13 protein-coding genes are annotated in these 13,794 nt (G+C 67.5%); 7 read left to right on the top strand and 6 right to left on the bottom strand.

From position 1 onward, the window contains the following. Positions 1-2: 2 nt before the first annotated feature. On the bottom strand, positions 3-806 hold the full coding sequence (locus C4F17_RS15330; protein WP_106935806.1) for an ABC transporter permease: 804 nt from the start codon (positions 804-806) through the stop codon (positions 3-5). 326 nt (positions 807-1,132) lie between these two features. On the opposite strand from C4F17_RS15330, the gene C4F17_RS15325 reads away from it, so the two are divergent. Both C4F17_RS15325 and C4F17_RS15320 read left to right on the top strand, forming a co-directional pair. Continuing rightward, complete coding sequence (locus C4F17_RS15325; protein WP_234382108.1) at positions 1,133-3,001, top strand: glycosyltransferase family 2 protein; 1,869 nt, start codon at positions 1,133-1,135, stop codon at positions 2,999-3,001. After that, positions 3,001-3,984, top strand: a complete 984-nt coding sequence (locus C4F17_RS15320) for a glycosyltransferase family 2 protein (protein WP_106935804.1) — start codon at positions 3,001-3,003, stop codon at positions 3,982-3,984. Before C4F17_RS15325 ends, C4F17_RS15320 begins: the two co-directional genes overlap by 1 nt. Before the next feature lie 8 nt (positions 3,985-3,992). Here C4F17_RS15320 and C4F17_RS15315 read toward each other — a convergent pair whose 3' ends face one another. Continuing rightward, positions 3,993-4,766, bottom strand: a complete 774-nt coding sequence (locus C4F17_RS15315; RefSeq protein ID WP_106935803.1) for a glycosyltransferase family 2 protein — start codon at positions 4,764-4,766, stop codon at positions 3,993-3,995. A 45-nt stretch (positions 4,767-4,811) separates the two neighbouring features. Between C4F17_RS15315 and C4F17_RS15310 the strand changes: the two genes are divergently transcribed. The 3 genes from C4F17_RS15310 to slmA all read left to right on the top strand — a co-directional run bounded on the left by C4F17_RS15310 (position 4,812) and on the right by slmA (position 7,719). Further along, positions 4,812-5,909, top strand: coding sequence for a glycosyltransferase family 4 protein (locus C4F17_RS15310; RefSeq protein WP_081268358.1), 1,098 nt, complete (start codon positions 4,812-4,814; stop codon positions 5,907-5,909). A gap of 188 nt (positions 5,910-6,097) precedes the next feature. After that, on the top strand, positions 6,098-6,991 hold the full coding sequence (gene argB / locus C4F17_RS15300; protein ID WP_081268359.1) for an acetylglutamate kinase: 894 nt from the start codon (positions 6,098-6,100) through the stop codon (positions 6,989-6,991). A 77-nt stretch (positions 6,992-7,068) separates the two neighbouring features. Further along, the gene (gene slmA, locus C4F17_RS15295; RefSeq protein WP_081268360.1) at positions 7,069-7,719 is read left to right on the top strand and encodes a nucleoid occlusion factor SlmA; all 651 of its coding nucleotides are present in this window, start codon (positions 7,069-7,071) and stop codon (positions 7,717-7,719) included. A gap of 27 nt (positions 7,720-7,746) precedes the next feature. Here the strand turns inward: slmA and C4F17_RS15290 are convergent, their stop codons facing one another. The 4 genes from C4F17_RS15290 to C4F17_RS15275 are packed head-to-tail and all read right to left on the bottom strand — an operon-like array spanning position 7,747 to position 12,033. Continuing rightward, positions 7,747-8,808: a malate/lactate/ureidoglycolate dehydrogenase gene (locus tag C4F17_RS15290; protein ID WP_106935802.1), complete on the bottom strand. Its 1,062-nt coding sequence runs from the start codon at positions 8,806-8,808 to the stop codon at positions 7,747-7,749. A gap of 3 nt (positions 8,809-8,811) precedes the next feature. After that, positions 8,812-9,744: an SMP-30/gluconolactonase/LRE family protein gene (locus tag C4F17_RS15285; RefSeq protein ID WP_106935801.1), complete on the bottom strand. Its 933-nt coding sequence runs from the start codon at positions 9,742-9,744 to the stop codon at positions 8,812-8,814. Positions 9,745-9,768: 24 nt separating this feature from the next. Further along, complete coding sequence (locus tag C4F17_RS15280; RefSeq protein WP_106935800.1) at positions 9,769-11,295, bottom strand: UxaA family hydrolase; 1,527 nt, start codon at positions 11,293-11,295, stop codon at positions 9,769-9,771. Positions 11,296-11,325: 30 nt separating this feature from the next. Next, a complete protein-coding gene (locus C4F17_RS15275; protein WP_081268364.1) occupies positions 11,326-12,033 on the bottom strand; it encodes a FadR/GntR family transcriptional regulator in 708 nt (235 codons plus the stop codon). A gap of 129 nt (positions 12,034-12,162) precedes the next feature. Between C4F17_RS15275 and C4F17_RS15270 the strand changes: the two genes are divergently transcribed. Next, entirely contained in the window at positions 12,163-12,918 is a 756-nt protein-coding gene (locus C4F17_RS15270) for an SDR family NAD(P)-dependent oxidoreductase (RefSeq protein WP_106935799.1), read from the top strand. Between the two features lie 26 nt (positions 12,919-12,944). After that, the gene (locus tag C4F17_RS15265) at positions 12,945-13,793 is read left to right on the top strand and encodes a fumarylacetoacetate hydrolase family protein (RefSeq protein ID WP_081268366.1); all 849 of its coding nucleotides are present in this window, start codon (positions 12,945-12,947) and stop codon (positions 13,791-13,793) included. Position 13,794: the final 1 nt, after the last annotated feature.

Raw genomic sequence — 13,794 nt, 5'->3', positions numbered from 1 at the left:
GATCAGAGCCAGTAGACGACGCGACGGCGGTATTTGACGAACAGCACGCTGGCAAGCGACAGGCACAGCACGGTCCACACGCCGATGCCGATCCAGCTGTGAATGTGGGCCACGCCGCCCATGAGCGGGGTGCGCAGCAGGTCGAGCATTTGTGCGAAAGGGTTCCACAGCACGTACTTGGCGCGGCCCGGGAGGTTCTCGGGCAGCCAGAACACTGGGGTCAGGAACATCAGCATCTGCATGACGCTGGTGACGATCTGCGTCACGTCGCGGTAGCGGGTGCAGACGAGGCCAAGCAGAAGGCCGAGCGCATGCGCGTTGACGATGAGGATCAGGAAAGCGGGAATGACCAGCAGCGCCGACCATGACAAGGAGATGCCGGCCCAGAGCGCCACGGGGATGTACAGCACGATCTGGTGGGCGAACTGGATCAGGTTGCGCGACAGGCCTCGCCATACGAACAGGCTGATCGGGAAGTAGCCCTGCTTGAGATAGTTGGACGATCCGACGAAGGCGTTGCAGGCATCGGTGACTATCGTGGAGAACAGGCCCCAGAAGATCACGCCGAGCGCCAGATGGGGAAAGAACTTGTCGAGGTGTGTGCCGAAGAGCGAGGCATACAGCGGGCCCATGCCGCCGATCATGACGCCCATGCTCAGCGTGAGCCAAAGAGGGCCGAGCATGGAGCGCCGGTAGCGCAGGACGATGTCGAACCAGGCGAGGGTCCACCAGATGTCCGTGCGGCGTGTCCCTTCCCACCAGTCGGCCCATGCGCTGCGGTGAAGGTTGGAGTGAACTTGACTCATGTGCGTCGATACGAGACTGCGTGCGCGGACTGTGGCGTCTTCGCCCGAACAACTCCGGATCCCTCCTGGCCAAGCGAGAGCGTCTTGCCGGGGGCGCTGGAGGGCCGCCTCATCTTTATCCTTTGTGTGAACCGAGCGATTTTACCGGGCGAGGTGAACAGGCCATTCCGATATACCTGCGGCAGGCCCCCGCACGGGGCAGAAACGGGAAGCGAAGATAATTGCCCGCTGGCTGACATCGAGCCCTGACTCCTCCCTCGAGCCGCCAGTACGGCGCGTATTCCACGAAAAAGTTCCTCCTTGCCGCATCTGCCGGCAGGTTGTCTATGAAATCTGTATCCCGGCTCTTCGACTTCTTTCTGACCGTGCTCTGGAGAACCCCTGGTGTCGGGGGACGGCTCCAGCGTGCATGGCGGATGTTCCGCAAGGCGGGCTGGCGAGGCATTCAGTGGGAACTCGGGCGGCGCGTCACGGGGTTCAACGACTATGCGCGTTGGGTTCGCGAGCACGACACGCTCACGCCTGCGGCCAGGACCCGGCTGGCCGAGCGCGTGGCCTCCCTGCCCGAGCGCCCCCTGATCTCCGTGCTCATGCCTTCGTACAACCCCAATCCGGCCTGGCTGCGCGAAGCCATCGAGTCGGTGCGCGAGCAGATCTACCCGAACTGGGAGCTGTGCATCGCGGACGACGCCTCTCCGTCGCAGGAGGTCCGGGCGATCCTGAAGTCGTACGCCGACAGCGATCCGCGCATCAAGGTGGCGTTCCGGCCCAAGAATGGCCATATCTCCGCCGCGTCCAACAGCGCACTCGAATTGGTCACTGGTTCGTGGATCGCGTTGATGGACCATGACGACCTGCTGCCGGCAGACGCGCTGTTCTGGGTGGCCGACTGCATTGCCAGCCATCCCGATGTCCGGCTGATCTATTCCGACGAGGACAAGATCGACGAAGCGCTGATCCGCTCCGGCCCGTACTTCAAGTGCGACTGGAACCCCGACCTTTTCCGGTCGCAGAACATGTTCAGCCACCTGGGCGTGCTTTCGACGGATCTGGTTCGCGCCGTGGGTGGCTTCCGGCTGGGCCTGGAAGGTTCGCAGGACTGGGATCTCGTGATCCGATGCATGGAGCGCATCGAACCTGGGCAGGTCCGCCATATCCCAAGGGTGCTTTATCACTGGCGCGTTCACGCCGAGAGCACCGCGAAGTCGATGGACGCGAAGCCCTACGCCGTGGTGGCCGGCGAGCGGGCGCTCAACGAGCATTTCGAGCGGACCCAGACCCGCGCGAGCGCCGAGCACATCGGGTTCGGCTACCGGGTGCGCTACGCATTGCCTGACACGCCGCCGCTGGTCTCCTTGGTCATCCCGACGAGAAATGCCGCTGCATCGCTGCGCCGGTGTGTAGAGTCGATCATCGCGAAGACGACGTACCCGCACTACGAGATCATCGTGGTCGACAACGCTTCGGATGATTCGGCTTCGCAGGTCTGCCTCGAGTCTGTCGCCAAGATGCGGAATGTGCAGGTGATGAGGCATACGCAGAAGCTGGGAACTGCCGAACTGCGGAACGAAGCGGTCAGTGCCGCGGCTGGAGAGGTGATCGCGCTGGTCGACGACAGCATCGAGGTCATTTCGCCGGAATGGCTGTCTGAAATGGTGAGCCTGGCGCTGCAGCCCGGCGTCGGCGCGGTGGGCGCACGCCTGATGGACCGGCGCCGGATCCTGACGCACGCCGGCATCATCCTGGGCCTTGGGGTGGATGGCGTGGCTGGCCGCTCGCATCGTGGGATGCCCGCGGGGCGCGAAGGCTACGGCGGCCGCGCCGCGTTGATCCAATCGCTGTCGGCCGTCGCTTCGGAATGCCTGGTGGTTCGCAAAGACCGCTATCTCGAAGTGGGTGGTTTCGACGGAAACCATCTCAAGGAGGCGTTTGCGGATGTCGACTTCTGCCTTCGGCTGGGGGAGGCCGGTCTGCGCACCCTCTGGACGCCCTACGCCGAGTTGCTCGATCACAAGCCCGCCGCGCGCGAAAGAAAAGGAGGGGAGCCAGCCAGCAGCCCCTATATGGAAGACGTGGCCTACATGAAGCGCCGATGGGGTTCGCTCCTGCAGAACGACCCCGCCTACAGCCCCAACCTCATGCTCGCCCGCGAAGACTTCAGCTACGCCTGGCCCCCTCGCGTGCCTCCGGCCTGATGACGCCAGACATTTCCGTCGCCCTCTGCACCCGCAACGGCGCGCGCTACCTGCCCGCGCAGATCCGCAGCATCTGCACGCAGGAGCCCTTGCCGCGCGAAATCATCGTGTCCGACGACGGGTCGTCCGACGACACGCTGGCCGTCGTTCGCGACACGATCGCACTGTGCGGCGTGGCGGACCGGATCGCGCTGCGGGTGTTCAGCAACACGCCGCCGCTGGGCGTGACGCGCAATTTCGAGCAGGCCGTGCGCGCCTGCAGCCATGCGCTCATCGTGCTGTGCGACCAGGACGATGTCTGGCACCCCGGCCGCCTCGCCCGCATGGCGGCGCAATTCGAGGCTCGTCCCGACCTGCTGCTGCTGCATACCGACGCGCGCCTCGTCGATGCCGATCTGCAGCCGCTGGGCTCCACGCTCTTCCATGCGCTCGAAGTGCAGCCCGCCGAGCTGGAGGCCATTTCGCGCGGAGACGCCTTCAGCGTGCTGCTGCGGCGCAACCTGGTGACGGGCGCGACCACCATGTTCCGCAGGACTTTGCTCGACGCGGCGCTCCCGTTCGCGCCCGAGTGGGTGCATGACGAGTGGCTGGCCGCCATCGCCGCGGCCACGGGCCGCATGGACGTGCTGCCCGAGCCGACCATCGACTACCGCCAGCACGCCAGCAACCAGATCGGCGCGCGGCGGCTCACGCTGTCCGAGAAGATCGCCAAGGCCTTTGCCGAGCGCGGCGACAAGCATGTGGCGCGGCTGCATCGCGCCGATGCGCTGCTGCAGCGCCTGCTTCAGCTCGGCGACCGGGTGCCGGCCGCCTGGCTGGAGGCGCAGCGCGCCAAGGTGGCGCACCAGCGCTTCAGGGCCGGGTTGCCGAAGGCGCGCCCGCTGCGGCTGGTTCCGATCCTGGCCGAGGCCGCCCGCGGGCGCTACGCCCGCTTCGGCCGGGGCGGCCATGCCATCGCGCAGGACCTGCTCGAGCGCGGCTGACTAGCTGGTCAGCGCGCCGGCGCCTTGGCCGCGAGCCGCCGGTAGCGCCAGAACGCCCCCGACAGCCACACCTTCAGCAGGCTGGTCACGTGCCAGTACAGGTATTTCTTGCTCCGGTGGCTGTCGCGCTGGGCGTCGTGCCGGGCCGTCAGGTCTTCGCCTACCTGCAGCTTCCAGCCTGCCAGCCGGGTGCGCGCGCAGATGTCGAAGTCTTCCCCATACATGAAGAACTTCTCGTCGAAGCCGCGCACCTGCCGGTAGGCCTCGCTGCGAAAAAGCATGAACAGGCCGGGAATCCACGCCGGGACCTTCGGGCGCACGTAGCCGGGCTTCTTGCGCCCGACGATCTCGAAGGGCGTGAGCAGCGCCCGGTGCGGCTCGGGCGTGTTCTTGCCCGGCTCCAGGATGCGCGGCGTCAGCAGGCCGGCATCGGGGGCGGCCTGGGCGAGCAGCGGCGCCAGCACGTCGCGGTCGAAGCGGATGTCCGGGTTCAGCACCAGGAACCAGGGCGTGGCGCAGTGCTCGAACGCCTGGTTGTGATTGGCGCCGAAGCCCTTGGGGCTCGCGTTCTCGATCCTTTCCACCTCGAAGCCCCAGTTCCGGCCCGCGAGCAAGTCCGGCTCGGGAATGTTCAGCGTGAGCACCACCTTGGCGGTCGATTCGCGGCTGTGGCGGTCCAGCTGGTCGAGCAGCGGCAGCACCAGCGCGAGCTGGCCGTGGCTCACGATTGAAATGGTGATCGGGGCAAACGAAGCGGGGAAGGGGGAGGGGGGTGTCGGCATGGTCTAATTTCGCTCGGGAATTCTAGGGTTCCCCAACCCCCACACATGATTGCTCTGATCGTCATCAGTTTCTTCGTCGCCGCCTTCTCGGTCCAGGTGTTCATGCGCCGCGCGCGCAGGCATGCCCGGATCTACGGCGCCGACATGCCCCAACGCTTCCACAAGGGCCATGTGCCGCGCCTGGGCGGTGCGGGCATCCTGCTGGGCATGGGCGTGGCCTGGCTGGCGGCCGGCATCACCGGCACCGACCCGTTCAACGTGTCCTGGCCGGTCACCACCTCGATGCTGACGCTGCTGTGCATTGCGCCGGCCGTGCTCGGCGGCATCGTGGAGGACGTCACCCAGCGCGTGAAGGTGCGCTACCGGCTCGGGTTGACCATTGGCTCGGCGCTGCTGGTGTGCTGGCTGCTGGGGCTGGGCGTGGCGCGCACCGGCTTCGAGACGGTCGATGGCTGGCTGGCGATGATTCCCTTTGCCACGGTGCTGTTCGCGGCGCTCGCCATCGGCGGGCTGCCGCACGCCTTCAACATCATCGACGGCTACAACGGGCTCGCGGGCACGGTGGCGGTGCTGGTCTGCCTGGCCATCTCGCACGTGGCGCTGCAGGTCGGCGACCGGCAGCTGGCGGCCATGGTGGTGTGCCTGGTCGGCGCCACCTTCGGTTTCCTGGTGTGGAACTACCCGCGCGGCAAGATCTTCGCCGGCGACGGCGGCGCGTACGTCTGGGGCATGGTCATCGCCGTGGCCTGCGTGACGCTGGTGCAGCGTCACCGCGTGGTGTCGCCGTGGTTTCCCATGCTGCTGCTGATCTACCCGGTGTGGGAGACGCTGTTCTCCATCTACCGCAAGCTGGCGCGCGGCCAGTCGCCCGGCACGGCCGACGCGCTGCACTTCCACCAGCTGATCTTCCGGCGCATCGTGCGCGTGGCCTTCGCGGACGACGAAGCCCGGCAGCTGCTGGCGCGCAACAACCGCACTTCGCCCTACCTGTGGATGTTTGCCGCCATGTCGGTGGTGCCGGCGGTGCTGTTCTGGAACAACACCTACGTGCTGATGTTCTTCTGCCTGGTGTTCATCACCACCTACGTGGGCTCGTACCTGATGATCGTGCGATTCAAGGTGCCGCGCTGGCTGCGGCCGTGAATGGGAACACCCCCAGTCTCCGCGCACTTCGTGTCGCTGCGCCAACCCCCTTGCAGGGGGCAACACCGGTGGCCCGGCAAAGCCGGTTCCACGGTGTTTCCCGTGCGGTCAGTCAGTTGGCTGTCGCCAGGATTGCGCGAGAATTTGAGCTTCACCTTATCGTCCACCGCTTTGGAGCCTGACCGCCCATGACCGACCCCGTCCTCAACATCCCCCCGCGCGACAAGGCCGAGATCCTGGCCCAGGCGCTGCCGTACATCCGCAAGTTCCACGGCAAGACCATCGTCATCAAGTACGGCGGCAACGCCATGACCGACCCGGCCCTGCAGGCCGACTTCGCGGAAGACGTGGTGCTGCTCAAGCTGGTCGGCATGAACCCGGTGGTGGTGCACGGCGGCGGCCCGCAGATCGAGGCGGCGCTCAACAAGCTCGGCAAGAAGGGCAGCTTCATCCAGGGCATGCGCGTGACCGACGCCGAGACCATGGAAGTCGTCGAGTGGGTGCTCGCGGGCGAGGTGCAGCAGGACATCGTGGGCCTCATCAATCAGGCCGGCGGCAAGGCCGTGGGCCTGACCGGGCGCGACGGCGGCCTGATCCGCGCGCAGAAGCTCAAGCTGGCCGACCGCGCCGACCCCAACCTGCAGCACGACGTGGGCCAAGTGGGCGACATCGTCTCCATCGACCCCAGCGTGGTCAAGGCGCTGCAGGACGACGCCTTCATTCCCGTGGTCAGCCCGATCGGCTTCGGCGAGGACAACGAGAGCTACAACATCAACGCCGACGTCGTCGCCGGCAAGCTGGCCACCGTGCTCAAGGCCGAGAAGCTCATGCTGCTGACCAACACGCCCGGCGTGCTCGACAAGGACGGCAAGCTGCTCACCAACCTGAGCGCGCGCGAAATCGACGACCTGTTCGCCGACGGCACCATCTCCGGCGGCATGCTGCCGAAGATCGAAGGCGCGCTCGACGCGGCCAAGAGCGGCGTGAACGCGGTGCACATCATCGACGGCCGGGTGCCGCACGCGATGCTGCTCGAGATCCTGACCGACCAAGCCTACGGGACGATGATCCGCGCCCGCTGAGCCCCGAATGCGCCGGGTGGGCGCGTGCTCACTGCGCTGTGCGAGAATCAATTGTTTACATCTTTGCACGCGCTCCCATGCAGAACGAAGAGACGACCAGTGCTTCCGGCGTAGAGACCCCTGCTGAAACGCTCACCCCGCCGGCGCGCAAGCGCCCGAAGCCGGGCGAGCGGCGCGTGCAGATCCTGCAGGCGCTTGCTTCCATGCTTGAGCAGCCGGGTGCCGAGCGGGTCACCACTGCCGCGCTGGCCGCGCGCCTCGAGGTGAGCGAGGCCGCGCTGTACCGCCACTTCGCGAGCAAGGCCCAGATGTTCGAGGGCCTGATCGATTTCATCGAGCAGAGCGTCTTCACGCTCGTCAACCAGATCCTCGAGCGCGAGGGCGCCACCGGCGCCCAGCAGGCCGGCCGCATTCTCACGCTGCTCGTGCAGTTCGCCGAGCGCAATCCCGGCATGACGCGCGTGATGGTGGGCGACGCGCTGGTGTTCGAAAACGAACGCCTGCAGCAGCGCATGAACCAGTTCTTCGACAAGATCGAGGCCACGCTGCGTCAGGTGCTGCGCGGCGCCGCCAGCGCCGACGGTTCGGCCACGCCGAGCGTCGATGCCCAGGTGCGCGCCGCCGCGCTCACCGCCTTCGTGGTCGGGCAGCTGCAGCGCTTTGCACGTTCGGGGTTCCGGCGCGCACCGTCGGAGCACCTGGAAGCGACGATCGCGCTGATCGTCTGACGGGCTTCCTGTGCGGCGTGCGGCGAATCAGGCCGCCACGGCCACGCCCACCTTCGCTCCCGCCGCGACGATTTCCCCCCACGTCGCGTCGTCCACCCAGATCCCGTCCTTGCGCCGCGCCGCGCGTGCCTTGCGCTCCGGCTCGCCGGCCAGTTGCACCCCGTCGAAGCCCTGTCCCGGCGGGCTGCGGCGCAGCCACTCGACAAATTCGCGCGCTTCTTCGTCGAAGGACTTCTGCGTGCCCAGCTTCTCGGGGTCGATCAGCACCGTGAGCATGCCGTTGAGCACGGTGCGCGCCGTGTCCGCCTGCCGGTGCCAGGTGCCGCCGCCCGTGAGCGCGCCGCCCAGCAGTTCGCAGGCCACGGCCATGCCGTAGCCCTTGTGCTCGCCGAAGGTCATGAGCGCGCCGAACAGGCCGTTGCCCTGCGGCACCACGACCACGCCGGGGTCGTTGGTGGGCGCGCCGTTCTCGTCGATCAGGTAGCCGTCGGGCACGCGCTCGCCCTTGTTGTGGGCCACGCGCATCTTGCCCTGCGCCACCCGGCTGGTGGCGTAGTCGAGCACGAAGGGCTCGGCGCCCGCCAGCGGCACGCCGATGCAGCACGGGTTGGTGCCGAAGCGCCCGTCGCCGCCGCCCCAGGGCGCGACCACCGGGCGCGACAGCACGTTGACGAAATGCATCGACACCAGCCCCTGCGCCGTCGCCATTTCCGCGAAGTGCCCGATGCGCCCCAGGTGGTGCGCGTGCGAGAGCGTGAAGATGCAGCTGCCGTGCTGCTTGGCCCGCGCAATGCCCAGCTCCATTGCCTGCACGCCCACGACCTGCCCGTAGCCGTGCTGGCCGTCCAGGCCCATCAGCGTGCCGATGTCGAGATTGATCTTCACGGCCGTGTTCGGCTTCAGGCCGCCCTCGGCCACTGCGTCGATGTAGCGCGGCAGCATGCCCACGCCGTGCGAGTCGTGGCCGCTCAGGTTGGCGAGCACGAGGTTCGCGGCCACCTGCTGCGCCTCCGCGGGCGCGCTGCCCGCCGCCTGCAGGATGCTGGCGACGGTGGCCTGCAGGTGGTCGGCCGGCAATGTTCTGGACATGGATCAGATTCCTTTCGCGTTCAGCGTGATGGCATAGAGGGAGGTGGTGGCGCAGACGAACAGCCGGTTGCGCTTGGGGCCGCCGAAGCACACGTTGGCCACGCGCTCGGGCACGAGGATCTTGCCCAGCAGCGTGCCGTCGGGGTCGTAGGCGTGCACGCCGTCGGCGGCGCTGGTCCAGATGCGGCCTTCGGTGTCGAGCCGGAAACCGTCGAACAGGCCGTTGGTGCATTCGGCGAACACCTCGCCGCCGCTCAGGCTGCGGCCGTCGGCGCCCACCCTGAAGCGGCGGATGTGGCGCGGCCCGTCCGCCGCATGGCTCGCGCCGGTATCGGCGATGTACAGCAGCGATTCGTCTGGCGAGAACGCCAGCCCGTTGGGCTTCACGAAGTCGTCGGCCATGCGCTGCACTTCGCCGCTGGCGGGGTCGATGCGGTAGACGTGGCAGGCGCCGATCTCGCTGTCGGCCTTCAGCCCTTCGTAGTCGGAGAGGATGCCGTAGCTCGGGTCGGTGAACCACACGCCCCCGTCCGAATGCACCACCACGTCGTTGGGTGAATTGAGGCGCTTGCCCTGCCAGTGAGACGCCAGCACGGTGATGGAGCCGTCGTGCTCGGTGCGCGTCACGTGCCGCGTGAGGTGCTCGCAGCTCACGAGCCGGCCTTCGCGGTCGACCGTGTGGCCGTTGGTGTTGTTGGCCGGCTCGCGGAACACGCCGACCGTGCCGTTGACCTCGTCGTAGCGCAGCATGCGGTTGTTCGGAATGTCCGACCACACCAGCGTGCGGTGCGCGGCGAACCACGCGGGGCCTTCGCACCAGCGCGCGCCGGTCCACAGGCGCTGCAGGCGCTCGGGGCCGGGAATGCGCGGCTTGAAGCGCGGGTCCAGGTGCTCGAAGCCGGTGCCCTCGAGAAAGCCGAAGGGAAGGGTGGCCATGCTGCTCCTCGTGCTCGTGGGGGCCTACATCACCGCGCCGACCTGCCACGGAACGAACTCGTTCTGCCCGTAGCCGTGCTGCTCGCTCTTGGAGTGCGCGCCCGAGGCGGTAGCCAGCACCAGCTCGAAGATGCGCTGGCCCATCTCCTGGATGGACGCGGTGCCGTCGACGATCTCGCCGCAATTGATGTCCATGTCTTCTTCCTGCCGCTGCCACAGCGCCGAGTTGGTGGCCAGCTTGAGCGAGGGCGAGGGTGCGCAGCCGTAAGCCGAGCCGCGCCCCGTGGTGAAGCAGATGAGGTTGGCGCCGCCGGCCACCTGGCCCGTGGCGCTCACCGGGTCGTAGCCCGGCGTGTCCATGTAGACGAAGCCGTGCGCGGTGACGGGCTCCGCGTATTCGTACACCGCCTCGAGGTTGCTGGTGCCGCCCTTGGCGACCGCGCCCAGCGACTTCTCGAGGATGGTGGTGAGCCCGCCCGCCTTGTTGCCGGGCGAGGGGTTGTTGTTCATCTCGCCCTGGTTGATCTCGGTGTAGTGCTCCCACCACTTGATGCGGTCCACCAGCTTCTGGCCGACCTCGCGCTTCACCGCGCGGCGCGTGAGCAGGTGCTCCGCGCCGTACACCTCGGGCGTCTCGCTCAGGATGGCCGTGCCGCCATGCGCCACCAGCAGGTCGACGGCCGCGCCCAGCGCCGGGTTGGCGCTGATGCCCGAATACCCGTCGGAGCCGCCGCACTGCAGCCCGATGGTGATGTGCGCCGCGCTGCAGGGCTCGCGCTTCACCGCGTTGGCGCGCGGCAGCATCTCCTCGATGAGCGCAACGCCTTTCTCGACCGTCTTGCGCGTGCCGCCCGTGTCCTGGATGTTGAAGGTGCGGAAGTTCTCGCCCTCGGCCAGGTGGCCGGTCGCGAGCCAGGCGTTGATCTGGTTGGCCTCGCAGCCAAGGCCGACCACCAGCACGCCCGCGAAGTTCGGGTGCGTGGCATAGCCCGTGAGCGTGCGCTCCAGTATCTGCATGCCCATGCCCTGCGTGTCCATGCCGCAGCCGGTGCCGTGCGTGAGCGCGACCACGCCGTCCACGTTCGGGAACGCAGCCAGTGCCTGCGGATTGGTCTTGCGCGAGAAGTGGTCGGCAATGGCGCGCGCGGCGGTGGCCGAGCAGTTCACGCTGGTCAGCACGCCGATGTAGTTGCGCGTGGCCACGCGGCCGTCCTTGCGCTTGATGCCCATGAAGGTGGCCTCGCGCTTCGCGGGGGCGCGCTTCACGTCGGCGCCGAAGGCGTAGTCGCGTTCGAAGTCGCCCTTGTCCGGGCCCATGTCCAGGTTCTGCGTGTGCACATGCTCGCCCGCACCGATGGGGCGGCTCGCAAAGCCGATGATCTGGTTGTAGCGGCGCACCGGTTCGCCCTGCGCGATGTCGCGCATCGCGATCTTGTGGCCCGGCGGAATCAGGCCGCGCACGGCCACGTTCTCGACCGTGGTGCCGCCGAGCAGTTGGGAGCGCGCGATGACGACGTCGTCGGCGGGGTGGAGTCGGATGTAGGGGGTCATGGTGGGGTGTCTGCCGGCGCTTGTTTGTTGTCAGGAGGCCTTCGCGCGGCGCCAGCTCGCGCTGAATCTCTGGTGGAACTTGTCCATGTGCTGGTGCATCGCGTCGCGCGCGGCTGCCGCGTCGCGCGCCGCGATGGCATCGACGATGGCTTCGTGCTCGCCGATGGCGGCCTGCCACGATTCCATGGTCTCGAAGTAATCGATCATGCGCGCGAAGATCGGCCCGTGCCGCGATTCCCAGAAGCCTTGCACCGTCTCGGTCAGCACCACGTTGTCGCAGGCGTTGACGATGGCCAGGTGGAAGGCGCGGTCGCCTTCGTGCGGCACCTCGTTGCGCGCGGCCGTCTCGCGCATCATGCGGATCGCGCGGCGCATGGCGTCCACGTCCTTGCGCTTGCCGTGCTGCGCGGCGGTGGCGGCGGTCTCGCCTTCCACCATGCGGCGCGCGCGGATGATCTCGAGCGGCCCCCACTCGGTGCCGGCCGTGGGGGCGCCGGTGCGGTGCGAGCGGTCCAGCACGTACACGCCCGAGCCGGTTCTTATCTCGACCCAGCCTTCCACCTCCAGCGCGATCAGCGCCTCGCGCACCGAAGGGCGGCTCACGCCCAGCTGCTTGGCGAGGTCGCGTTCGGCGGGAATGCGCGCGCCGACGTCGAACTCGCCCTCGGCGATCAGGCCGCGGAGCTGGTCTGCAATCTGGCGGTAGAGGCGCTGGGGTTCGAGGGTCTGGAGGGGCACGAGGTCGGGAAGGTGGGTTAAGGGTTGTCCTGAATTGGCCAAGTGGTAAGGCCAATTCAGAATACGATACACCGCCCGGGCCATCATCGGGCCTAACCCGAAGACACGAGGAGCCATCGGCATCACGACATGAACCAGCTCGATTTCTCGGGCCGCCATGCGGTCGTCACCGGCGGCGCCACGGGCCTGGGCTTCGGCATCGCGCAGCGGCTGCTGGCCTCGGGCGGCAGCGTCACGCTGTGGGACCGCGACGAAGAGGCGGTGCAAAGGGCGGCCGAATCGCTCGGCGGCAAGGCCTTCGCGCTGAAGGTCGACGTGTCGCAGCAGCCGTCGGTCGCCAAGGCCGTGGCGGCCACGCTGGCGCAGGTGCCGCACATCGATGCGCTGGTCAACAGCGCCGGCATCACCGGGCCCAACGCCAAGCTGTGGGACTACCCGGTGGACGACTGGCGACAGGTGATGGACGTCAACATCACCGGCGTGTTCCTGTGCTGCCGCGAGGTGGTCGCGCAGATGCGCAAGCAGGGCGACCGGGGCTACGGCCGCATCGTCAACATCGCCTCGGTGGCCGGCAAGGACGGCAACCCCAACGCCAGCGCCTACAGCGCGAGCAAGGCGGCCGTCATCGGCCTGACCAAGTCGCTCGGCAAGGAGCTGGCTGACACCGGCATCCGCGTGAACTGCGTGACGCCCGCGGCGGTGAAGACGGCCATCTTCGACCAGATGACGCCCGAGCACATCGCCTTCATGCTCTCGAAGATTCCCATGGGCCGCTTCGGCACGGTGGAAGAGGTGGCCGCGATGGTCGGCTGGCTCTGCACCGAAGATTGCTCGTTCTCCACCGGCGCGGTCTTCGACCTCTCCGGTGGCCGCTCCACGTACTGATCAATTCAATGCACTGAAAGGAAAGCATGAAACTCGTCCGCTATGGCAACCCCGGCAAGGAAAAGCCCGGCCTCATCGACAGCGACGGCAAGCTGCGCGACCTGAGCGCCGTCGTCAAGGACATCGGCCCCGAGCAACTGGGCGATGCCGCCATTGCCAGGCTGCGCAAGCAGAAGGTCGACAAGCTGCCGCTGGTCAAGGGCAAGCCGCGCTTCGGCGCGCCGGTGGCCAACGTCGGCAAGTTCATCGCCATCGGCCTGAACTATGCGGACCATGCGGCCGAATCCGGCCTGCCGGTGCCCAAGGAGCCCGTGGTGTTCACCAAGGCCAACAGCTGCATCCAGGGCCCGAACGACCCGGTGATGCTGCCCAAGGGCTCGGTCAAGTCCGACTGGGAAGTCGAGCTCGGCGTGGTCATCGGCACGCGCGCGCGCTATGTGTCGCAGAAGAGCGCGCTCGACTACGTGGCCGGCTACTGCACCATCAACGACATCAGCGAACGCGAATACCAGATAGAGCGCGGCGGCACCTGGGACAAGGGCAAGGGCTGCGACACCTTCGGCCCCATCGGCCCCTGGCTGGTGACGCGCGACGAAATCGAGAACCCGCAGAAGCTCTCGATGTGGCTCGACCTGAACGGCCAGCGCGTGCAGACCGGCAGCACCAGGACCATGATCTTCAGCGTGGCCAAGATCGTGAGCTACGTGAGCCAGTTCATGACGCTGATGCCCGGCGACGTCATCACCACCGGCACGCCGCCCGGCGTGGGCATGGGCATGAAGCCGCCGCTGTTCCTGAAGAAGGGCGACGTGATGACGCTGGGCATCGAAGGCCTGGGCGAGCAGCGCCAGGAAGTGGTCCCGTTCAAGCTTTGAG

The sequence above is a fragment of the Variovorax sp. PMC12 genome, from assembly GCF_003019815.1.
Classification (GTDB): Bacteria; Pseudomonadota; Gammaproteobacteria; order Burkholderiales; family Burkholderiaceae_C; genus Variovorax.
This window is presented reverse-complemented; position numbering and strand designations above follow the sequence as displayed.